Below are 23,090 nucleotides of genomic sequence, written 5' to 3' on the forward strand. Positions count from 1 at the left end.
CTAAGTGACTCAAAAATCACCTTTGATACCAAATGAAACATCCCTAGAAAGCTTCTCCCAATTACCTATTTCGAAAAGACGCTTAAACCGTCTAGGGCACTTGGTAATACCAATTCCATAAATGTAATGATCGTTCAAAATTGAGTACAAAACCATCTATTTATAACAAGCATAATTGTTTGTTCATTTCATCTGGAACTAACATCACATTCAATCCCAATAAGCGGATCTGTCGTCCATTAGCTCGGGTCAAAATAGCTTCTAACAAGCCTTTAAAATCGTCTAAATTCAATACTTGATGGTTATGTTCTATGGTAGTTTGTTGAAAGTCCGCAAATTTCATTTTGATGCCTTGCTTCAAGATCTTTTTCTCTGGACTGGCTTTAACTAACCTACGCTCTAACTCTGGATAAAGGTTTTGTTCTATCAACTGCCAGCATTGGGCATAAGACTGAATATTGACGCTAAAAGTTCGCTCAACCCCGACCGATTTTCTTGGCCTATCCACCACCACTTCACGCTCATCTATGCCATGACTTCTCTGCCACAGTGACGCGCCCATACGACCAAACTGACGTAATAGATTGGCATAGTTAGACTGCTTGATATCCAAACAGGTATATAAATTAGCTTGATGTAATTTAGCAATACTGACCCTCCCCACTCCTGGGATTTTCTCGAGCGGCAGCGTATCAATAGTGGCTTGAACATTATCTGGTGGGATCACGGCCACACCATTGGGTTTATTGAGATCGGAGGCAATTTTGGCTAAAAATTTGAGCGGTGCGACCCCGGCAGAAGCGGTTAAGTTCAGTTCTCGTTCAATATCTTGTCGAATAGCCTCTGCAATCAACGTTGCCGAACCATGATGCATGGTGCAATCAGTCACATCTAAATAGGCTTCATCCAATGAAAGCGGTTCAATTAACGAGGTGTAACGAGCAAAAATAGCCCGAATTTGCGTTGAAACCGCTTTATAGACCGACATCCGTCCAGGCACTAACACCAGTTGTGGACACAGTTTATAAGCTTGCGCGGTAGGCATCGCCGAATGTACACCATATTCACGCGCCTTATAGTTACAGGTACTGATAATGCCTCTTTGTTTTTCATTGCCACCAACCGCTAATGCGACATCCTTATATTGAGGAAAGTCTCGCATTTCAACTGCCGCATAATAGCAGTCCATATCGACATGAATAATTTTTCGGTTTGCCATATTAAATACTGTATATAAAGACAGTCTCAATCATAGCGTTATGCTAGGTCAAATAACAACTAAATTTTTTTAATGACCGATCAATATAGTCATTAGTTTAAGGATAAGAATTAACCACAAAAAATGCCCTGATGTTAGGATCAGGGCATTGCTATCGAGTCATAAGCTATAACGCATATTACTGAATTCGGTTATTTTCCCATTCAGCTAACTTTTGCGCACGGATCGCCGCTTTTGCTTCCCGTTTTTTGCGCGCGTCACAAGGCTCGGGGCAGTTACAGACTTTATCCACCCCAACCGAACCTAGACCACCACAGCTGCCTTTAACCACTTTCTTTTGAAAAATATAGCCAACAGACATTGCAGTTATTACTAATAAAAACACCAAAAAAGTGATCAAATATATCGCCATGATAAAACCCTCGCTTATTTCTGCTTATCTTTAAGATAAGGCTTAAATGCTTCTGATGCGTACTCTTTAAAACCACCTTTCGTTTTAACAATATACAACACTGGAATATTTTCTTTATTAGCAATGCGGATACCATCCACTTCACCCAACACCATTAACCCGGTAGACAAACCATCTGCCGTCATACAGGATGGATTTAGTACCGTCACTGAAACCACTTTATTATTAATCGGTTTTCCTGTTTTAGGGTTGATGATGTGAGAGTAACGCACACCGTCTTGTTCAAAGTAGTTTCGATAGTCGCCTGAAGTTGCAATTGCCATATTACCTGGTTCGATAATATTTTCGACGGCACGTTCATTAATAACAGGCTTTTCTACCGCAATGCGCCAAGCCACGCCTTGCTGGTTCTTACCTTTAGCTCTGATCTCGCCGCCGACCTCAACCATATAATCGTTAATACCAATCGACTCTAAGTAACTCGCGACTTCATCCGTACCACGGCCTTTGGCAATACTAGAAAGATCGACATACAGGTCTGGAATATCTTTGATTAAGGCATCACCGGTTTCTTGTAAATGCTGAATCCCCGTAATGGCGCGGCGCTGTTCAAGCTTCTCATCACTTGGTGTATGATCCGGCCGGTCTTCAGGGCCAAAGCCCCATAAATTCACAATCGGCCCCACAGTGACATCCATTGCGCCCTCAGTCACTTTATTGATCCGCAATGCTTCGCGAATCACAGTCGCGGTATCTTCTGATACGGTGAAAGGTTGATTGCTACGGTGCTGATTAAATTGGCTAAGCTCTGAGTTTGGACGATAAGTCGACATCTCATCGTTTACTTTTTCAAGAACCTTATCAATACCTTTTTGCAGATCTTTGGCTGAAGGTTGACCATCACTTACTAAGTACTTCACATTATAACCGGTTCCCATAGTAGGGCCAGATAAGTGCACTTGTTGTGCTGGCTTTGAACACCCCATTAATAACATGGTAGAAACCACGACTAACAACGAGTATTTCACTCGCTTTGCAAGATGAATAGTTCTCAGTTTCACCTGCTGACTCCTTAACTTAACGTAAAAAACAAGAATGAGGAATAGACCATAGAATATCGTTAGCGATAGCGATAGCAATGATATATTTCTCATTATTTTTAACTTCAAAAAATAATGGCTGACTTTAGAAAGTCAGCCATTACTATCAATCACTTAGCTATAATTAGCCACCAAAATCATCCAATAGAATGTTTTCGTCTTCTACGCCAAGATCTTTTAACATGCCGATCACTGCCGCATTCATCATTGGAGGACCACACATGTAGTACTCACAATCCTCTGGTGCTTCATGATCTTTCAAGTAGTTTTCATAAAGAACGTTATGAATGAAACCAGTGTAACCATCCCAGTTATCTTCAGCCATTGGGTCAGATAATGCACAATGCCAAACAAAGTTTTCGTTATCTGCTGCTAGCTTATCGAAATCTTCGATGTAGAACATTTCGCGCTTAGAACGTGCGCCATACCAGTAAGACATCTTACGAGTAGATTGCAAACGTAATAACTGATCAAAGATATGAGAACGCATTGGCGCCATACCTGCACCACCACCGATGAAGACCATTTCCGCGTCAGTTTCTTTGGCGAAGAACTCACCAAACGGACCAGAAATAGTACATTTATCACCCGCTTTAAGTGACCAAATATACGAAGACATAATACCAGGGGCAACGTCTGGGTTATTTGGTGGCGGAGTAGCGATACGTACGTTTAGCTTAATCAAGCCACGCTCTTCTGGGTATGAAGCCATTGAGTATGCGCGAATTGAAGGCTCCTTCACCACAGACTCATAGCGGAACAAGTTAAACTTATCCCAATCACCACGGTATTCCTCAGGAATATCAAAATCAGCGTATTTAATATGATGTGGTTCAGCTTCAATCTGAATATAACCACCAGCGCGGAACGGTACTTCTTCACCATCAGGGATCTTAAGTACCAATTCTTTAATGAAAGTCGCTTCGTTGTCATTAGAAAGAACTTCACATTCCCACTTTTTAACACCAAAGATTTCTTCCGGTAATTCGATTTCCATGTCCGTTTTCACTGCCACTTGACAAGCTAAACGTTCACCTTCACGAGCTTCACCTTTGCTGATGTGATCCAATTCTGTTGGTAGAATATCGCCACCACCAGATTTAATTTTCACTTTACACTGACCACATGAACCACCACCACCACAAGCTGACGATACAAAAATACCTTTGCTCGACATTGCGCTGAGTAGCTTATCACCAGGAGAAGTAACGATACTTTTCGCTGGGTCACCGTTAATGGAAATCGTAATGTCACCTGTTGGTACCAGTTTAGATTTAGCAAATAAAATCACTAACACTAAAACCAATACAATCAGAGTAAACAATCCGACACCAAGAAGAATAATGTCCATTGACTATTTTCCTTATTTATTGGGTGCTTACCCTACAGTTGAATACCAGAGAAAGACATAAAGCCTAACGCCATTAAACCAGCCGTGATAAAGGTAATACCTAAACCACGAAGTCCTGGTGGTACATCTGAATATTTCATTTTTTCACGAATACCAGCTAATGCTACAATCGCAAGCATCCAACCAACACCAGAACCAAAGCCGTATACGATAGATTCGGTAAAGTTGTAGTCACGTTGCACCATGAAAGATACGCCACCAAAAATGGCACAGTTCACAGTGATAAGTGGTAAGAAGATACCCAATGCGTTGTACAAAGGTGGGAAAAAGCGATCTAACACCATTTCCAAAATTTGTACTAATGCCGCAATAACGCCAATAAAAGTAATGAAGTTAAGGAAACTTAGATCGACACCTTTAATTAAGGCACCATCTTTAAGTACATAGGTATACACTAGGTTGTTTAGCGGTACAGACAGAGTCAATACCACGACAACAGCAACACCAAGACCAATAGAAGTCTTAACTTTTTTCGATACCGCTAAGAAAGTACACATGCCTAAGAAGAAAGACAGTGCCATGTTCTCAATGAAAATCGAACGAACTAGCAAACTAAGATAATGTTCCACGATGATTACTCCTTCGCTTCAATTTGTTCAGGTTTAATGGTTCGGATAATCCAAATCAAGAAACCAATCAAGAAGAATGCTGAAGGTGCAAGTAGCATCATGCCATTTGGTTGATACCAGCCACCATCTTTAATTAATGGCAATACTTCCATACCAAATAATCTTCCTGAGCCAAGCAATTCACGGAAAAAAGCGACCACAAGAAGGACAAAACCGTAGCCTAGTCCATTTGCAATACCATCAATAAAAGATGGAATTGGTGGTGACTTCATAGCGAATGCTTCCGCACGCCCCATTACGATACAGTTGGTAATAATAAGACCAACGAAAACAGATAGCTGTTTTGAAATATCGTAGAAGTAAGCCCGTAATACCTGATCGACCACGATTACCAATGACGCAATAATTGCCATTTGAACAATAATACGCACGCTGCTTGGTATGTGGTTACGCATCAAAGATACGAAAAAGTTAGAAAATGCGGTTACTAACATTACCGCAATTGTCATAACAAATGCGGTTTCTAACTTAGTGGTTACTGCTAGCGCGGAACAAACACCCAACACTTGAAGTGCAATAGGGTTATTGTCTAAAACCGGAGCAATAACGACTTTTTTAAATTCTTTAATACTCGCCATTAGTTAAGCTCTCCTGCTCGTACTTTTGCAAGGAAAGGACCGTAGCCCATATCACCTAGCCAGAAGTCGAATTGATGCTGAACGCCATTACTGGTTAATGTAGCACCAGAAAGCGCATCGACACCGTGTTCAGAACCTTGAGGTGCGCCGCCTTTAACAATCTTGATTGCAGGTTGATTGTTTTCATCAAACAATTTTTTACCTACAAACTGAGCACGCCATTTAGGGTTTTCAACTTCAGCACCAAGTCCTGGAGTCTCACCTTGTTCGTAATAAGTAATACCTTTAACCGTATTACCATCGGTTTCAACCGCAACGAAGGCATACATCATTGACCAGAGACCCGTACCGTTCATTGGCAAGATAATTTCAGTCACTTTGTCACCATCTTTTACCAAGTAAACCAAACCTTGGTTAGGACGACGAATGATTTTTGCTTTATCTTGCTCAGGCGTCAACTTAATTGACTGCTTCACATCTTTGGTTGCTACACGGCTATTAAAGTCTGCGGCATCGCCTTCAATAAAGTCACCGGTTTTGAAGTCAATCAAGCGAGGCTCGATATTTTTCTTATAGACTGACTGTATTTCAGCTGCGCTTTTAGCATCAAAACCAGCAACTGCAACGATATTGCTTTGCACGTCAAGCTTGGCATTAGCCACTTGCTTGGGTTTTAATACTACCGCTGCTGTCGATACGACAATTGAACACACTAAGCTCAATGCGATAACCGTGATCAGCGTTCTTTTGGTGCTATCATTATTATTTGCCATAGCGAGCTAATCTCCTTTTGACGTTTTTCTCAACGACAAAGTAATCGAACAATGGTGCGAATAGGTTAGCGAACAAAATCGCTAGCATCATACCTTCAGGGTACGCTGGGTTAACCACTCGAATTAATACACACATTGCGCCAATCAGCATTCCGTACCACCACTTACCTTTATTAGTAAATGAAGCCGAAACAGGATCGGTTGCCATGAAAATCATACCAAAAGCAAAACCACCTAATACTAGGTGCCAATACCAAGGCATAGCAAACATTGGATTAGTTGCTGAACCGATGACATTAAAGATGGTAGCCACGGCCGCCATACCAATTAAGACACCAGCAATGATACGCCAAGATGCAATACGCATATAAACGATCATTAAGCCGCCAAGAATTAGCGCCAATGTAGATACTTCACCTATGGCTCCTGGAAGATTACCAATAAAGGCGTCCATCCAAGTAATTGAATGACCTGTAACGGTATTCACTAATGCGCCATGTCCGCCTTGAGCCCACTGACTTAATGCAGTTGCGCCAGAGAAACCATCTGCAGCCGTCCAAACCACATCACCTGAAATTTGAGCAGGATATGCAAAAAACAGGAAGGCGCGACCCGCTAATGCAGGGTTTAGGAAGTTACGACCTGTACCACCAAAGATCTCTTTTGCGACAACCACACCAAAGGTAATACCTAAAGCTGCTTGCCAAAGAGGAAGGGTTGGCGGAACAATTAACGCAAATAAAATAGAGGTAACAAAGAAACCTTCATTCACTTCGTGCTTACGCACCATACAGAATAAAACTTCCCAGAAACCGCCGACCAAAAATACCGTCGCATAGATAGGTAAGAAATAAGTCGCTCCAAGCAGCATCATGCTGCCCCAACCGGCTCCCGCACCTATCGTTCCACCGAGCATTTCGGTAAACCAGTAATGCCAATCACCTGATATGATAGAAGCAAGCTGATCACCCGCATACATATGGTTTAAAGCATCAATCGCTTGATGACCAGTATTGTACATTCCCCAGAACATAGCAGGGAATACAGCCAGCCATACCATGATCATAAGACGTTTTAAATCCACACTATCACGAACATGAGAACTGCGCTTTGTAACCGTACCAGGGGTATAAGCTAAGGTTGCGGCTGCTTCATATAAAGCAAACCAACGCTCATGCTTACCACCAGGTTCAAAATGCGGTTCTAAATCTTCAATAAATTTCTTAAGGCCCATGAATTACCCTTCCTTCTCGATCGTATCTAGGCAATCGCGAAGTAATTCGCCATATTCATATTTGCCTGGACATACAAAGGTACACAATGCCAAATCTTCTTCAGCAAGCTCCAACACACCTAAGCGTTGAGCACCGTCTGAATCTCCTGCACATAGATCACGAAGCAACACTGTTGGTTCGATGTCTAATGGCATAACACGTTCATAGCTACCAATTGGTACCATGGCACGGTCACTACCATTGGTCGTTGTAGTCATATTGAATACACGGCCAGGGAAAAGATGGCTTAAAAATGAGCGCGTTACTGAGAATTTATTCTTACCAGGCATAGCCCAACCTAAGAACTCTTTCTCACGACCTTCATGCAATACAGAAACTTGCATGTGATAACGGCCTAAGTAAGCGTGTGGACCCGAAGCTTGAGTACCTGATAGAACTGAACCAGAAATAACACGCACTTCACCAGGTAATACTTCACCTTCAGTGACGTTCTCAAGGTTCGCACCTATTTGAGTACGAACAAGACGTGGATTCTTAGTTGCAGGACCCGCTAAAGAAATCACGCGATCGGTGTTAATTTCACCGGTTAGGAATAATTTACCGAATGCAATCACATCCTGATAATTTAAGTTCCAAGCGATATTTTCTAAGCTAACAGGGTACAAGAAATGCATGTGTGTACCGACTAGACCGGCTGGATGCACACCCGCAAACTCATGCTCTTCAACATTCGATTGAGAAGACGTTGGTAGCGTTTGATTGCCTTTACAGACATAAACTTTACCAGCAGTTAAAGCGGATAGAAGATCTAAACCGGCTTTAAAAGCTTCTGGTTGTTCATTAATCACTACCGACGCGTCAGCCGCTAATGGATTGGTATCCATGGCAGTAACGAAAATCGCCTGAGTAGTCGATTCGATTGCTGGAACCTTGCTGAACGGACGAGTTCGCAATGCAGTCCACATGCCTGATTCAACCAATTGAGAAACGATGACCTTGCGGTCTAGTTTCACCAGTTGATCGGCTGTGTAGCTGTCGAAAGTCACTTGGTCATTACCTGCAACTTCAATCACAACCGATTGAAGAACACGTTTTGCACCACGATTCACTTCGATAACTTTACCGCTTGCAGGTGAAGTGTATTGCACGCCAGGATTCTTCTTATCGACAAAAAGAACTTGACCCTTTTTCACTTCATCACCCACGCGAGCATGCATTGTTGGACGCATACCCACGTACTCTTCGCCAAGCAAGGCGACTGTTTTGATGGTAGGACCATCACTAATCACCTGAGCAGGAACTCCAGCAATAGGAAGATCCAGACCCTTTTTTATTGTAATCATACGCACTTGCACTACTTTATTTAAGGAAATAAGATTCTTTATTGCGCAATTTAAGACACGACAATTTATTGTGTCCGGTTTCAGTTATCAGTAACCAAAATCGCAACATCCATATAAAAAAGCCGAATTCATTCAATTTCGGCTTTTAGAGCGGTTTTTAACATTAACAAACCTATAGTTGACATATTCTAACACTTTTTTGGAATCCCTTGCCATGATGATTCACAGGATTCCTACATTTATTTGACCCTCGACCGACATCAAACCAACGTTAAAACGCAGTTTTTTGAGGCGCCGCACAAATATAACAAACGCTTTATCACCGCTTAGAAATAAATACCGAACCAATTAGACACGCTAGCTTCTGTCAGCCTTTTCGTTACATAGTTATGTACGTAAATTAAACATTTGGTTGGTTTTTTACACGCTTTATTTGACAGTAACTCGATAGTCATTTCAAAAAATCGGCTGAGATCTAATTGTTCGCGATATACCTCTTTATTTCCCGCCACCAGCGCACTTTGGTGACTCAGGAATGCCACTTAAGGATTTCCATTCACTATCGGTATAAGCATTGATCGATAGTGCATGAATATGATTCGCTAACTCATCAGCCAACGCACTGTTTATGGCACGGTGACGCATTAATAAACGCTTACCTTCAAATTGCTCACTCACCACTACCACCTTGAAATGACTTTCAGAGCCAGCGGGAACATTGTGCATATAGCTTTCGTTGATCACCTGTAAATGGATTGGATTAAATGTCAGGTGCAATTTTTTTTCAACTTGGTCTTGGATCATAATTTACCCTTATAAGATATTAAGTTATGTGGACGGGTTTACTTTGATGCTACATGGTTGTTTTTTCTTCGCTCACGTCATTTTTTCGTCATTATTGCATGACCGAGTTAACCTGTAGCGACTTTTAACGTGCTATCATACGATTTGTGCCCAAATATCGCAGCCATGCGATTCAATATTATAGATTGAAGATGAATACATTATTAGCTTTACATGATCGCGAACTGTCACTTTTCCGTTTTCCCAAGCGTGCCAATGAAACGCTACAAGCATGGGATGCCGGTGATGAATACTTAATTAACCACATCACAGAAAAAGCCCTTCCAGACGGTCAAAATATTTTAATCTTAAATGATAATTTTGGCGCACTCTCTTGCTGGTTTTCCGAACACCATACCGTCACCATGATGAGCGATTCTTTTATCTCTCATCGCGGCGCACTTAAAAACCTACAACGAAATCAATGCAACCGAGTCAAATTTCTTAACTGCCTTGATGACATCCCAGCCAAGATCGATTTAGTCTTAATGCAATTGCCTAAAAGTAATCGCCTACTGACTTGGCAATTGTCTAAATTACGCGCATCGTTATCGGCTGATTGCCCGGTAATTGGTGTCAATAAAGCCAAAGAAATTCATACTTCGACGCTCGATTTATTTGAAAAGCATCTTGGCACCACTACCACCTCTCTTGCCAAGAAAAAGCACCGCTTAGTGTTTTCTCATGCTAACTGTTCAACCATTCACCCTGTCGCGGCCGAATGCGAATGGCCAGTCGATGGTGAAGATATTGTGCTGTCTAATTATGCCAATGTGTATTCAGGTGAAAACTTAGATCTTGGCGCTCGTTTTATGCTCGATTACTTGCCACAAGTTGACGACTTACGCCATATTATCGACTTAGGGTGTGGTAATGGCATTTTGGCCATCAAAGCTGGTCAACTCAACCCACAAGCTCGCATTACTTGTATTGATGAAAGCTATATGGCGGTGGAATCAGCTAAAAAGAATCTTGAGCGCAACTTAGGCTCAGAGCGCAACATCCAAGTACTGGCCAATAACTGCCTTGATGGTATGAAACAAAACAGCAGCTTCTTGGTCATTTGTAATCCTCCTTTCCACCAGCAAAATGCCATTACCGATCACATCGCTTGGCAAATGTTCTGTGATGCGAAAGATACATTGAACCATGATGGTAAATTGTTGGTCGTAGGAAATCGTCACCTTGATTATCACATTAAACTCGAGCGTTTATTTGGTGAACAGCAAGTGGCGATTGTGGCTGAAAACTCAAAATTTATGATCATTGAAGCTATCAAGAACAATGATCTGAAAAAGAATGATCTGCAAAAAGGACGTTAATAATGAACTTCATAAAACCTAAAAAATTCAAAACACTGCTCGCAATAAGCGCCACTGTGATGCTTTCGGCTTGTGCCAGTATTTCTCAAAATGATTTGGTCAACTTAGTTCCCTCTTCAACCTTGAGCGCCAATCAAATTGTCAGCGGTAAAACCTTCGCTTTAACCAGTCAAGATATCCGCACTGCGCAATACATAGCAGAAATAAAAATGGATGGACAAGAACAAGTTCAACCTTTGCATGCTAAACAAAATGTCCGTGAGGCTTATGCTAATGCGATTTATCAGCAATTCTATTCGCAAGGTTTTGCCAAAACCAAAAATAGCAATAACACCTTAAATATCAAAGTGGTTGACTCTGTGGTTAAAGTTGCTCAACAACCGGTCAAGTATGCCATTGACGGTAAAGTGACCATTCAAATCACCGCTGAAACCCCAAATGGCAAGTTTGTTAAAAGCTACCAAGGCAGCGGGACTAAAACCGGCTCTTTTACTGCCGACACCAAAGACATTGAAGAAGTGCTCAATCGCGTTTCAAGTAATGTATTAGCCAATATTGCTAAAGATTCTGAACTCACTAATTATATGAAAGGTAACTTTTAATGAAGAAGCTTCTAATTTCTCTTGCCATGCTATTTAGCGTATCAAGTGTTGCGGCCCCACTGGTCAATGTTGAAACGACAATAGGTAATTTCACTATCGATTTAAATCAGAAAATGGCACCAATTTCAGTGAAAAACTTTTTGCGTTATGTCGATGATGGCAGTTATGTGGGCACCCAATTTCACCGTGTGATCCCAGGCTTTATGGCGCAAGGTGGCGGTTTTGATAAAGATCTTAACCAAAAATCCTCTTACAAACCTATTCGCAACGAAGCAACCAATGGCTTAGAAAACAATACCGCTACTGTTGCAATGGCGCGTACTAGTAATCCTAACTCTGCCACACGTCAGTTCTTCGTTAACCTGACCGATAACGATTTTCTAAACTACGCGCGTAGCAACCCAGGTTATGCCGTGTTTGGTAAGGTAACCAAGGGCTTTGATGTAGTACAAAAAATGGCGCAAAAACCAACTACTACTCAAGGTGGTATGCAAGATGTACCGGTTACGCCAATTTTGATCACCAAAATGACCTTAGTTAAGTAATCCAGCGACCGTAAATACGCGACATCTAAAGCCATCATAGATCCCTGTGATGGCTTACTCATATCTCCCCTAATAAATTCAGCGGTACCGAGGAATATTGAATGGCTTCAATGACGTGGAAAGAAACCTTTAAATCCTATTTAGACAAACGATTGTTGTGGGTTTTTATGTTGGGCTGTTCAAGCGGTTTTCCATGGGTACTGATTGGCTCAAGCATGTCTGGTTGGTTAACCGATGCAGGGCTTACCCGCAGCGCGATTGGCTATTTTGGCTCAGTATTTGCGGTGTATGCGATAAACTTTTTATGGGCGCCGTTAGTGGATCGGGTCAAATTACCTTTTCTGCACCCTTTATTGGGCCAGCGTCGTAGTTGGATTTTTTTCTGCCAAGCGATTATTTTAGTTTGCACCTTCTATATTGCAGGGCTAAATCCTACTCATAACCTTATTTTAATGTCGGCAATTGCACTGGCGATTTCAACCGCCTCCGCCACTCAAGATATCGCGATTGATGCCTTTCGTATTGATAGCTTCCCTAAAAGCAACAACAGTAAATTACCGCAAGCTTCAGCTATGTCAGTAATTGGTTGGTGGACCGGTTACTCACTGCCCGGCTATTTTGCTTTTGCCAATGCCGACGCGTTAGGTTGGAACAATATTTACTATGGTATGACTGGCGTGATTGGCTTGCTGATGGTCTTTACCTTATTGGCTCGCGAGCCTGTCACTAACCGAGACGAATTGCAGCATCAAGCAGAACAACGTCATAATAAAGTGATTAAATCCAAAATTACCGCTTGGTTATCGGTGACCTTAATTGAACCTTTCCTTGATTTCTTCCGTCGTAATGGTGTACAAGTTGCGATCACCTTATTGTTGTTTGTTTTCCTATTCAAAATCGGTGAAGCCTTTTTAGGCCGGATGTCGATTGTTTTCTATAAAGAAGTCGGCTTTAGTAACGAACAAATTGGAGACTACTCTAAGCTAATTGGTTGGGGCGCAACCATGCTATTCACTTTTGTCGGCAGCATGTTTAACGTCCGCTTTGGTATCGTTAAAGGCTTAATGATTGGCGGTGTGGCCATGGCAAGCAGTAACTTGATGTTTGCTTGGTTAGCCTCAGTCGGGCCCAATGAGCATTTATTCCTTGCCACGATATTGGTCGATAATTTCACCACTGCGTTTTCTACCGTGGCATTCGTCTCCTTCTTAACGGTATTAACTGGTCAAGCCTTCTCGGCCACTCAATACGCGTTACTGGCCTCTTTAGGCAACTTTGGTCGAACCACCCTCGCCTCCTTTAGTGGTGAGCTGGTCGATCACTTAAATAACTGGCCATTATTCTTTGTCATTACAGCCTTAATGGTGATCCCAAGTCTTATTATGTTGTATTCACTGCGACACTATTTTAATGACTTGCTGGAAAAGGCCAAATATAAACCATAACGGCTTTTATATTACTGAGATAAATACTAAGCAAAGCTGAACTTTCGTGACTAAACTTCTAAACACCCAAGGCAATCGCTTGCCTTGGGTGTTTTTTATTCAATTGATAATTTATTGTTCAACTTTTTATTTAAAGTTCCAGCAAGATCTTGTTAGTGTGATCACTGTCACAAAGTAATTGCCAATTTGCAGCCTATTTCACTTACAAATGAGATTGAAACCTATATTATCAGCCCCATTAAGGAACACCGCATCACGGATGGATGCACACAGCCATTTAATGACGAGAGAGTCCACTTATGCGCAAAACACTTTTAGCTCTTAGCCTAGTTGCTGCTGCAGCACCTGCTTTAGCCGCTGACTACTCAGACAATATTCACAAGAATGATTACAAGTTCCTAAACTTTAATTTGATGTACGCTTTGAATGAAAAGCCGCAAGCTAAATCAGAAGGTAATTCTGGTCATGACTATTTAGAAATGGAATACGGCGGTCGCTCTGGGATCTTCGATCTTTACGGCTATGTGGATGTATTTAACCTGACGTCAGGTGATAATGCCCAAAACGATAAAAAAGATTCGCAAAAAATCTTTATGAAGTTTGCTCCACGTATGTCACTTGATGCGTTAACAGGTAAAGACCTATCGTTTGGCCCTGTACAAGAGCTTTACGTTGCTACTCTTATGGAGTGGGATGGCGGTATCGGTGGTGTTAATACTCAAAAAATCGGTTTAGGTTCAGATATCAACGTACCTTGGTTCGGTAAAATGGGCTTAAACCTTTACGGTACCTATGATTCAAATGCTAAAGAATGGAACGGTGGTCAAATCTCGACCAACTGGTTTAAACCTTTCTATACCTTCAGCAATGACACTTTCATTTCCTACCAAGGTTACATCGATTACCAATTTGGTATGAAAGAATCAGCAGGTGCAACAGCTGACAATGGCGGCGCGATGTTTAACGGTATTTACTGGCATAGCCAACATTTTGCCATTGGTTACGGTCTAAAACTGTACCACAACGTCTATGGTATAGAAGATAACCTAGATATCGGCGGTGGTGACAAACTTCAATCAAGTGGTGTTGCTCACTACTTCGACGTCACTTACAAGTTCTAATCGATTCGAATACATAGCTTGATATTAAGCAAAATTTAAACAGCGCAGACTTTGAAGTCTGCGCTTTTTTTGTGCTATTTTTAACTCACCCCATACTTTAATATCATCAACAATGGGTATGTGTATGGATATAGACTACCCACAAATCAAATATGAAAAGGAAACAAGGTGAAAATAGGCATTGTGGGATTAGGCGCAATAGGATCATTGTGGGCGGTCAAGCTGCAACAAAGCGGTCATAATGTTTATGCTTATACTCGTCATGCCAACCAAAGCCACATTAAGGTGCAACTGGATAATCGCCCTACTTGTCGTTTTGATGCTAACAATCTTGAACAACTCGCTCAATGTGAATGCGTGCTCGTGACGGTAAAATCGACCCAAGTCATGGATGCCATCACGCCTTTGTTTCCGTATTTATCCTCAAATACTACCATCATCTTTATGCACAACGGCATGGGCGCTATCGATGTATTCCAAGATCAATTAAACCGGTTTCCAACCTATCTTGCGACCACCACCCAAGCGGCATTTAAACCACAAGCCAATCAGGTTGAACATACCGGCTTAGGAGAAACATTCATTGGTGCCTATGAGGCAAGCTCTGTACACAGAAATTCAATCGAAAATAGCATCATCAATCCCAGAATCCTTACCGCGCTCAACCACGCTCTTGCGCCCGTCACTTGGCACCATGATATTCAAACCGCATTGTGGCATAAACTGGCGATTAACTGCGCCATCAATCCATTAACCGCCATTCATCAATGCAAAAATGGTGAACTGGCCAATAACCGCTTTGACGCAACCTTATCCAAGTTGATCGCAGAAATTCATCAAGTGATGCAAGCACAAGCGGTTCCGATTTCAAAGCAAGCATTACATAAGGCTATCTATCAAGTGATCAATGCGACTCAGCATAATTACTCTTCCATGCAACAAGATGTCGCCCATCAACGCCCAACCGAAATCGAATTTATCACCGGCTACCTCATTCGTAGCGCAGCGCAGCATAATATTGACGTGCCCACTAACCTTGCGTTGTATCATCAGCTCATCAATGCACGCTGAAACATATGCAGTAAAAAATGCGCATTGAAAAAAACTAGAGACTGGTCAGATTTAATTTATACTAAGCGCCCATTTCATTCTTTATTTTGGCAGTTGTTGCATGACTTTTGATGTCCACACTATCCGCTCTCAATTTCCGGCTCTGACTTCACCTGATGGCAGCGTTTATTTAGATAGCGCCGCTACCACTCAAAAACCTTTGTGTGTCATCAATGCCATCAGTGACTATTATCACAAGCAAAATGCTAATGTTCACCGAGGCAGTCATAGCTTAACCGCCAATGCCACCGCGCAATTTGAAGAGGCTCGCCGCCAAGTACAACGCTTTATTCAGGCAAAACAGCATAAAGAAGTCATTTGGACGCGCGGCGCAACCGAAGCTATTAACCTTATTGCTCAAACTTACGCTCGCAACACCCTACAAGCGGGCGATGAAATTTTAGTCGGTGAAATGGAGCACCACGCTAATATCGTACCTTGGCAAATTGTGGCCCAGCAAACTGGCGCCAAAGTGATTAAAGTGCCAATGACGCCAGGCTGCCAATGGGATATGAATGCCTTTCATGCCTTATTAAGCAGCCGAACCAAAATCGTTGCCGCGGCGCACATGACCAATGTCACCGGAACTCGCCAACCAATTGAAGCGATCATCCAAGCGGCGCATCACTATAATGCGGTGACGGTGATCGATGGCGCGCAGGGTGTGGTGCATGAAAGCGTCGATGTGCAAAATCTTGATTGTGATTTCTATGTATTCTCAGGGCATAAATTGTACGCCCCGACAGGCATTGGCGTGTTGTATGGTAAATTGGCTTTATTAGAAGCGATGCCACCTTGGCACGGCGGCGGTAAAATGGTGCAACAAGTCAGTTTTGATAACACCACTTTTGCTGAGCTGCCAGCGAAGTTTGAGGCGGGGACCCCCAATGTCGCAGGCGCAATTGCACTGGCTACTGCGATTAAATGGTTAGCGGAGATTGATCAAACGCAACACCATAACCACCAGCATCATTTGCATCAACAGCTCATTCAAGGTTTAACCGCATTAGATGAAGTGGTGCTTATCGGCTTACAACCAAATAGTTCGGTGGTGAGTTTTCAGTTGGTGATTGAAGGCGAAGTGATCCATCATCAAGATATTGCGACCTTGCTGGATCAACAAAACATTGCGGTGCGTTCAGGTCACCATTGTGCTCACCCATTGATGGATGCGCTAGGGATTAATGGAACCGTTCGCGTGTCTTTTGGTATCTATACCAATAGTGATGATATCAAGGCACTATTACACGCCTTAACAAAATGTATCGAATTGCTTTAGGGATATCCTTGTGAGTATCCAATCCATATTGCCCATTACGAAAAGACGTTTGAACCATCCATGGGCACTTGGAAAAATACATCCATGTATTTTGACACTTTTCTCCATGAACAATACAGATACAGAACGGTAACAGTCGATTTTAGCTAGAAACTTATCAGGGTAGATTACCTAATCAGTTGCTTACGCTTAGATCTTAGATCTTAGATCTTAGATCTTAGAGATTAGAGATTAGAGATTAGAGATTAAGCATCCGCTAAGGTAATCGCTTTAGGGAACAAAATCGTATCTTCAACATGGATATGATTAACCAAGTCTTGGCAGAATTCTTCTAGCAATTGGTAGCATTTACGCCAGGTATTACAAGCCCCTTCTGGCGCATTAAAATGATTGGTCACTTTTTGCATTGCCACGGCAAGATTATCCGCTTCGGTATGTTCGTGCATCATCATGCGGATAGGGTTGCTCACATGACCAAAGCAGCTTTGCACCGATTGACCGGTTGCCAATCCTTGAATCGCCGGAAATAAGATCTGTTCTTCTTTATATAAATGCGGGGTTAAATCATCCACCAGCGCGTGAATTAACGGCACCAATGCACGAATAATGTCAGAGTCTGCGCCATGTACATTCAATAATGTATCACCAAGGCAAATTAATTCAGGTCCAGTGGCTCGAATATAGTCATGATGCCCCGCCACAATCACATCAGTTAACTGGTCTAATGGCAATTCACTTAGCTGTTGTAGCTGGTCTTGGGTTAAATTATGTTCACCACTTTGCATCGACATATTCATTCACCTTACTAATTCAATAGAAAAGACAGCTTATGCCTTTCATTGTGTTCAATACATCCCCATAAAGTGGTATTTTAAATGCAACTTAAGATTGTGCACTCTTAATGTTATCGACAATGGCGCGCAGTCCATCGCCACGAGTTTCACTTAAATGCTCAATGAGGCCTAACTGTTCAAAATATCCTTGGGTATCAAAGTCATCAATTTGTTGCTGGGTTTTATGATTAAAAGCCGCTAATACCAAGCTAATCAAACCACGAACAATGCGAGCATCCGAATCGGCAAAGAAATGCCAAACCTCACCATCAAACTCAGAGAGTAACCACACTTGGCTTTCGCAACCAGAAACCAGATCATTATCTTGCTTTAATTGTGGCGGTATTTTAGGCAATAATTTCCCCCACATGATCACTTGGCGATAACGATCTTCCCAACTGGTAAAAGATTGCATGGTTTTAATCACGTGTTGCTCGGTGATCTCAATTCCAAATGGATGGGATGGAAAATTCATACTGTTCCTTTACGATTATTTAAGGCGATTTTGGTTATTGCAAGATGCTTTACTAGAGGCATTTTTGTTAAAACCCACACTGGCAGGTGCTAAACGACGCTTGAGTTCCCAGTGAGGTTTAAGAGGTTTTAATGGGCAAGTGCGCTTTCTCGCTACGATAAAATACATCCCACCAAAAGTAGAAGCACAGCGACCTAAACTATGCTCCAACCATATCGAGAACGGCTTTTCTCCTTTTTTAGACGGAAATAAACCACTGCAATCAGAATAAATAACTTCGTAGTTCAAAACCCCTAACCAATCCTTGATGCGATAAGGGCTAAACATACGCCCACTCCAAGGTAAGTTATTCTTGCGCCACGGATACCATCTTGCCAATCCTGTTAAGCTGATTGAATTAAAACCGGTCAGGATAATATAGCCGTCATCGATAATTATTCTATCAACCTCTCGCAACAGTCGGTGAGGATCGCTACAATAGTCGAGCTGATGGCAAACCAATGCGGTATCAATGCTCTTTTCAATAAAAGGTAAGTCGAAAGCGTCGGCAATAATCGTATGGCGTGGGTTAGTAATATCAAGATGGACTTGATGCTTGATATTACAGTGGCTTGTTTCAAGCTCACAGCTTAAACCACCCAGCTTTAACATATGGTAGCCAAACAATTTAGGGCACCATTCATCAAGACGAGATTGGATCGAATCAAAAGCCCATTGCGCATTTTTCAATTGCTGCCAAGAATGCGGTTGGGCAAACGTTTTTTGAATTCGTGCTGGCTTCATAGACTTTATCTCTTAGCGGCAAGATTGGAGTATCACAATGTTAACAGAAACAAATATAGCAAGACTATCGATAACTGGCTTAACGATAGAAACCATAACAGCATTTAATGATAACTACATTTGGTCGATTCAAAATCATGATCAACGTTGTGTATTAGTCGATCCCGGTGAAGCTGCGCCCGCTCTGTCTCATCTACAGCAACATAACTTAGATCTCGACACTATTATTCTAACCCATCATCATGCCGATCATGTTGGTGGTGTTGCCGAGTTGCTACGTCATTATCCAAAAACCAAAGTGATTGGTCCGGCCAATGATCCGGTTATGATGCTGACTCAATCAGTGCACGGTGGCGATCGTATCGATATTTTTGGCGAAACTTTCCTTGTCATTGATGTACCCGGCCATACTGCTGGGCATATTGCCTATGTGGGTGATGGAAAATTATTTTGTGGTGATGTGTTATTTTCGGCTGGCTGTGGCCGCGTATTTGAAGGCACTTACCAACAAATGTACGACTCATTACAAAAGTTAGCTTCTCTACCACAAGAGACCCAAGTTTACTGCGCCCACGAATATACTTCGGCCAATCTCTCTTTTGCATTAGCGGTAGAGCCAGAAAACGATTTATTACATCAATATCGTGATGAAGTGAACCGCTTACGAGCGCAAGATAAACCTACCATCCCAACCACACTGCGCCAAGAAAAGTGGATCAACCCTTTTCTGCGCTGCCAAGAGCCTAATGTCATGAAAGCGGTATCAGCCAGAACCGATGATCTGTCCGCGCTTTCTGTTTTCACCGCTTTGCGCGATTGGAAAAACGACTTCTAATAACTTGCACCTTTTTTGTTAAATTTGTAAGCAATATGTAACCCTAGTGATGAAAAACATCAAACGGTCGTAGTGTAAATATTAACCATGTCGCTATATACAACCCGTTACGATTTTAAAAGCCATTAAAATCAAAGTTTATGCTAATTTGACCGTTTTCTAACTTGCCAGTAAATCACTAATCCACGTATTATTTGCAACCATTTTCGAAAAGGCGACATGAATGAAACCGTTTATCTGGATATTGGTCCTGCTTTTAGCCGGCTGCCAAACTGCCCCTTCAACTAACGATAATGCCAAAATATCGGACAACGAAGCAAAAACAGTCAAAGCAGAACCGACAAAAGTAAAACCAGTGGAACCACCTAAACCGCTCACGGCGCAGCAACAAACCGATTTATGGAAGCGTATTTCGATGCAGTTTACTCTGCCGATCCCAAATGATGATCCAACCGTCAACTACTATCGCACTTGGTATTTAACGCATCCCGATCATCTGAAAACTGTCTCGAAACGTGCCGAACCTTTTCTTTACATGATCACCACTCGTATTGAAGATCGTGGTTTACCTTTAGAGCTCACCTTATTGCCCGTAGTCGAAAGTGCATTTGACCCGTTTGCTTACTCTTTTGGCAGTGCTGCAGGCTTATGGCAGTTTGTACCTGTTACCGCAGACCGATTTGGTTTAGAGCGCAACTACTGGTATGACGGACGCCGCGATGTCGATGCCGCAACCGATGCTGCGCTTGATTACATGACTTACCTAGGCAATCGCTTTGATGGTGATTGGGAAAATGCGATAGCGGCTTATAACAGTGGTGGTGGCCGTGTTTCTAGCGCCATTCGTAAAAATAAGAAAGCGGGCAAACCGACCGATTTCTTCTCATTGGATCTACCGAAAGAAACTCGTAGCTATGTACCAAAACTATTAGCCTTGGCCGATATTTTAGCCAACGAAAAAGAGTATGGGATTGAAGTTCCACCGATAGCCAATAAACCCGTATTGGCAAAGGTCAACCCGAAAGAGCAAGTGGATCTTGCGATTGCTGCTCAATACGCCGGTATTTCAGTTAAAGAACTTCAAAGCTATAACCCTGGGTTTAATCAATGGGCCACCGCGCCTAATGGACCTTACAACTTCTTGATCCCAATTGAGAAAGTTGAACAATTTAATCAAAAATCGGTCGAAAATCGCGGGAAAGGCGTAAAATTAATTCGTTATAAAGTGAAATCTGGCGATACCTTAAGCGTGATAGCCAAAAAAAATCAAACCACCACTAAAGTGATCCAACAAGCCAATAGTTTAGATAACGCCAACATCCGTATTGGTCAATATTTGTTAGTGCCACGCTCAACTAAAAATAATAAAGCTTATGCTTTAAGCGCAAGTAACCGCTTAGCTAAAACCCAATCGGTCGCACGCGGTAAATATAAGACCAATTACACTGTTGCCAGTGGGGATAGCTTTTGGTCAATTGCCAAGCAACATAAAGTGACCGTAGATGCCTTAGCTCGTTGGAATGGCATGGCGCCAAAAGATTCACTACGCAGTGGCCAGAAGTTAGTAATTTGGAAGAACAATAGCAGCGGTGCCATCATGCGTACCGTCTACTATAGTGTTCGTGATGGTGACACCCTTGGTGATATAGCTGAAAAATTCAAAGTAAAATCAGCCGATATTATTGATTGGAATGGCATTGATAAACAAAAGTACTTAAAGCCGGGACAAAAACTCAAGCTCCATGTTGATGTGACAAAAGTAGGCAGCGTCTAAGCTCATTGACTAAAGTACGAACAAAAAAACGTCTCACCATTTATTTTGGTAAGACGTTTTTTGCTTTTTACCCTATCATTTTTAGCGAGAAGCTTTTGTCCTAATGTTGGTTTTGTAGCGTAAATTTCACCAACATTGGATTATGATCTGAAGCAGTCGTTTTAGGTGACATGGCGCTGTTTAATTCTAAGTCACGATAAAAAACATGATCAAACACTAAACCATTAATAAAGCGACGTCGATTATCAACCGAAAAATGGACTTCATGCATCCCCAGTTGAGCCATTTTAGCTCGCACTTCTTTGGTGCGAGTCTCACTCCAAGTATTAAAATCACCCGCAATGATTAACGGACCAATATGACTTTTTACCGCTTGAGATAAGTGGTTTATTTGTAATTGGAACTCTTTGGTGCCAAAGGTGAAATTAATCGAATGCAGGTTAATCACCCCCAATTGCTGTCCATTCGATAAAGCATATTGTGCGAATAGCGCAGACTTTGGTAATAAAATCCATGGTTCTAGCGCAGTATAAGCACACGCTTTAATCGGCAGAGCGTCGGATAAATTAAGCACTCCCGCACTCACCCCAAACGCTTTAAAAGCATTAACATAACTGGCGCCCCATGCTTGCTCGCCAATCCATTGATTCAATTCTGGGGTTAAACTGGCTTCTTGCAATAACATCAAGTTGCTTTGAGAGCTGTACTCTTGCAGTGCTTGCTGCCAACCTTGATCACCTTGTTTGTGAATATTCCACACCAGCACATTCAATTCCCCTTGTTTATCTATCGGAGAAGATTGGTTTTCGCTGCTGCTCGTTTGCTCAGCTTGATAGCAGTTCCAGTCGATATGTTGCTGATTATCATCAATCGAGATCAATTGCGGTTTATCCGGTACTGAAAATACCCATTGAAAACCAACAAAACCCAGCAAAGTCACCGCCGCCGTCGCACCTAACGGCTTGCTCAATCGCTTAAATTTCATAGCTCGTAACCTAGTGAATCAAAAACAAAAAAAGGAAGCATAATGCTCCCCTTTTACCATCTTGATTGCAATGATTTAAAACAAATAGCTTATTATTTATACCGCTTCATCGTCTTCTTCACCGGTACGAATACGGATCACGCGTGATACATCAGAGACAAAAATTTTCCCATCACCAATTTTACCGGTTTGCGCGGTTTTAATAATGCAATCGATGCAATCTTCTACCACATCATCTGACACCACGATTTCTAATTTTACTTTTGGCAAGAAATCGACCATGTACTCTGCGCCGCGATAAAGCTCTGTGTGACCCTTTTGACGACCAAAGCCTTTAACTTCTGATACTGTCATACCGGTAATGCCCACTTCAGCTAACGCTTCACGCACGTCATCTAGTTTAAATGGCTTAATGATTGCTTCAATTTTTTTCATTAC

The 23,090-nt window shown here is 42.1% G+C and carries 24 protein-coding genes; 9 read left to right on the forward strand and 15 right to left on the reverse strand.

Going from position 1 to position 23,090, the window contains the following annotated elements; genetic code table 11:
* Positions 1-160 precede the first annotated feature (160 nt).
* From dinB to bolA, 10 genes are all read right to left on the reverse strand, one after another.
* Complete coding sequence (gene dinB / locus HC723_RS01000) at positions 161-1,219, reverse strand: DNA polymerase IV (RefSeq protein WP_190337907.1); 1,059 nt, start codon at positions 1,217-1,219, stop codon at positions 161-163.
* Between the two features lie 178 nt (positions 1,220-1,397).
* Positions 1,398-1,631 carry a (Na+)-NQR maturation NqrM gene (nqrM, locus tag HC723_RS01005; protein WP_153446486.1) on the reverse strand — a complete coding sequence of 78 codons (234 nt, stop codon included), beginning with the start codon at positions 1,629-1,631 and terminating at the stop codon, positions 1,398-1,400.
* A 14-nt stretch (positions 1,632-1,645) separates the two neighbouring features.
* A complete protein-coding gene (locus tag HC723_RS01010) occupies positions 1,646-2,626 on the reverse strand; it encodes an FAD:protein FMN transferase (RefSeq protein ID WP_238925386.1) in 981 nt (326 codons plus the stop codon).
* Positions 2,627-2,855: 229 nt separating this feature from the next.
* The gene (nqrF, locus tag HC723_RS01015; RefSeq protein WP_153446484.1) at positions 2,856-4,082 is read right to left on the reverse strand and encodes an NADH:ubiquinone reductase (Na(+)-transporting) subunit F; all 1,227 of its coding nucleotides are present in this window, start codon (positions 4,080-4,082) and stop codon (positions 2,856-2,858) included.
* A 32-nt stretch (positions 4,083-4,114) separates the two neighbouring features.
* A complete protein-coding gene (nqrE, locus tag HC723_RS01020; protein WP_153446483.1) occupies positions 4,115-4,711 on the reverse strand; it encodes an NADH:ubiquinone reductase (Na(+)-transporting) subunit E in 597 nt (198 codons plus the stop codon).
* A 5-nt stretch (positions 4,712-4,716) separates the two neighbouring features.
* Entirely contained in the window at positions 4,717-5,349 is a 633-nt protein-coding gene (locus HC723_RS01025) for an NADH:ubiquinone reductase (Na(+)-transporting) subunit D (RefSeq protein ID WP_153446481.1), read from the reverse strand.
* A complete protein-coding gene (locus HC723_RS01030; protein ID WP_153446480.1) occupies positions 5,349-6,122 on the reverse strand; it encodes a Na(+)-translocating NADH-quinone reductase subunit C in 774 nt (257 codons plus the stop codon). Before HC723_RS01030 ends, HC723_RS01025 begins: the two co-directional genes overlap by 1 nt.
* Entirely contained in the window at positions 6,112-7,356 is a 1,245-nt protein-coding gene (locus HC723_RS01035) for an NADH:ubiquinone reductase (Na(+)-transporting) subunit B (protein ID WP_153446478.1), read from the reverse strand. The genes HC723_RS01030 and HC723_RS01035 overlap by 11 nt, the downstream gene beginning before the upstream one ends.
* Positions 7,357-7,359: 3 nt before the next feature.
* The gene (locus tag HC723_RS01040) at positions 7,360-8,700 is read right to left on the reverse strand and encodes a Na(+)-translocating NADH-quinone reductase subunit A (protein WP_153446476.1); all 1,341 of its coding nucleotides are present in this window, start codon (positions 8,698-8,700) and stop codon (positions 7,360-7,362) included.
* Positions 8,701-9,198: 498 nt separating this feature from the next.
* Positions 9,199-9,504: a transcriptional regulator BolA gene (gene bolA, locus HC723_RS01045; RefSeq protein ID WP_153446474.1), complete on the reverse strand. Its 306-nt coding sequence runs from the start codon at positions 9,502-9,504 to the stop codon at positions 9,199-9,201.
* A gap of 191 nt (positions 9,505-9,695) precedes the next feature.
* On the opposite strand from bolA, the gene HC723_RS01050 reads away from it, so the two are divergent.
* The 7 genes from HC723_RS01050 to csdA all read left to right on the forward strand — a co-directional run bounded on the left by HC723_RS01050 (position 9,696) and on the right by csdA (position 16,967).
* Entirely contained in the window at positions 9,696-10,865 is a 1,170-nt protein-coding gene (locus HC723_RS01050; RefSeq protein ID WP_153446473.1) for a methyltransferase, read from the forward strand.
* A gap of 2 nt (positions 10,866-10,867) precedes the next feature.
* Entirely contained in the window at positions 10,868-11,467 is a 600-nt protein-coding gene (locus HC723_RS01055; protein WP_190337908.1) for a YajG family lipoprotein, read from the forward strand.
* Positions 11,467-12,012 carry a peptidylprolyl isomerase gene (locus HC723_RS01060; RefSeq protein WP_190337909.1) on the forward strand — a complete coding sequence of 182 codons (546 nt, stop codon included), beginning with the start codon at positions 11,467-11,469 and terminating at the stop codon, positions 12,010-12,012. Before HC723_RS01055 ends, HC723_RS01060 begins: the two co-directional genes overlap by 1 nt.
* Before the next feature lie 101 nt (positions 12,013-12,113).
* Positions 12,114-13,457, forward strand: a complete 1,344-nt coding sequence (locus HC723_RS01065; RefSeq protein ID WP_153446467.1) for an AmpG family muropeptide MFS transporter — start codon at positions 12,114-12,116, stop codon at positions 13,455-13,457.
* Positions 13,458-13,756: 299 nt separating this feature from the next.
* A complete protein-coding gene (locus HC723_RS01070) occupies positions 13,757-14,578 on the forward strand; it encodes a nucleoside-specific channel-forming Tsx family protein (protein ID WP_190337910.1) in 822 nt (273 codons plus the stop codon).
* Positions 14,579-14,746: 168 nt separating this feature from the next.
* Complete coding sequence (locus tag HC723_RS01075; RefSeq protein WP_190337911.1) at positions 14,747-15,649, forward strand: 2-dehydropantoate 2-reductase; 903 nt, start codon at positions 14,747-14,749, stop codon at positions 15,647-15,649.
* Between the two features lie 100 nt (positions 15,650-15,749).
* Positions 15,750-16,967 (forward strand): cysteine desulfurase CsdA, encoded by a 1,218-nt coding sequence (gene csdA, locus HC723_RS01080; protein ID WP_190337912.1) that lies wholly within the window; start codon positions 15,750-15,752, stop codon positions 16,965-16,967.
* A 245-nt stretch (positions 16,968-17,212) separates the two neighbouring features.
* On the opposite strand, the gene HC723_RS01085 is transcribed toward csdA, so the two are convergent.
* From HC723_RS01085 to HC723_RS01095, 3 genes are all read right to left on the reverse strand, one after another.
* Positions 17,213-17,758 carry a hemerythrin domain-containing protein gene (locus HC723_RS01085; RefSeq protein WP_190337913.1) on the reverse strand — a complete coding sequence of 182 codons (546 nt, stop codon included), beginning with the start codon at positions 17,756-17,758 and terminating at the stop codon, positions 17,213-17,215.
* A 91-nt stretch (positions 17,759-17,849) separates the two neighbouring features.
* Positions 17,850-18,275, reverse strand: a complete 426-nt coding sequence (csdE, locus tag HC723_RS01090) for a cysteine desulfurase sulfur acceptor subunit CsdE (protein ID WP_190337914.1) — start codon at positions 18,273-18,275, stop codon at positions 17,850-17,852.
* A 15-nt stretch (positions 18,276-18,290) separates the two neighbouring features.
* Entirely contained in the window at positions 18,291-19,058 is a 768-nt protein-coding gene (locus HC723_RS01095; protein ID WP_153446457.1) for a methyltransferase domain-containing protein, read from the reverse strand.
* Positions 19,059-19,095: 37 nt separating this feature from the next.
* On the opposite strand from HC723_RS01095, the gene gloB reads away from it, so the two are divergent.
* Both gloB and HC723_RS01105 read left to right on the forward strand, forming a co-directional pair.
* Positions 19,096-19,893 (forward strand): hydroxyacylglutathione hydrolase, encoded by a 798-nt coding sequence (gene gloB, locus HC723_RS01100; protein ID WP_190337915.1) that lies wholly within the window; start codon positions 19,096-19,098, stop codon positions 19,891-19,893.
* Positions 19,894-20,116: 223 nt separating this feature from the next.
* On the forward strand, positions 20,117-21,667 hold the full coding sequence (locus HC723_RS01105; RefSeq protein ID WP_190337916.1) for a lytic transglycosylase: 1,551 nt from the start codon (positions 20,117-20,119) through the stop codon (positions 21,665-21,667).
* A gap of 100 nt (positions 21,668-21,767) precedes the next feature.
* Here the strand turns inward: HC723_RS01105 and HC723_RS01110 are convergent, their stop codons facing one another.
* A complete protein-coding gene (locus HC723_RS01110) occupies positions 21,768-22,652 on the reverse strand; it encodes an endonuclease/exonuclease/phosphatase family protein (protein WP_153446453.1) in 885 nt (294 codons plus the stop codon).
* 96 nt (positions 22,653-22,748) lie between these two features.
* A complete protein-coding gene (glnB, locus tag HC723_RS01115) occupies positions 22,749-23,087 on the reverse strand; it encodes a nitrogen regulatory protein P-II (protein ID WP_153446451.1) in 339 nt (112 codons plus the stop codon).
* Between the last annotated feature and the right edge of the window lie 3 nt (positions 23,088-23,090).

Origin of the sequence: Vibrio sp. S11_S32 (assembly GCF_014694465.1) — a bacterium.
Classification (GTDB): domain Bacteria; phylum Pseudomonadota; class Gammaproteobacteria; order Enterobacterales; family Vibrionaceae; genus Vibrio; species Vibrio algicola.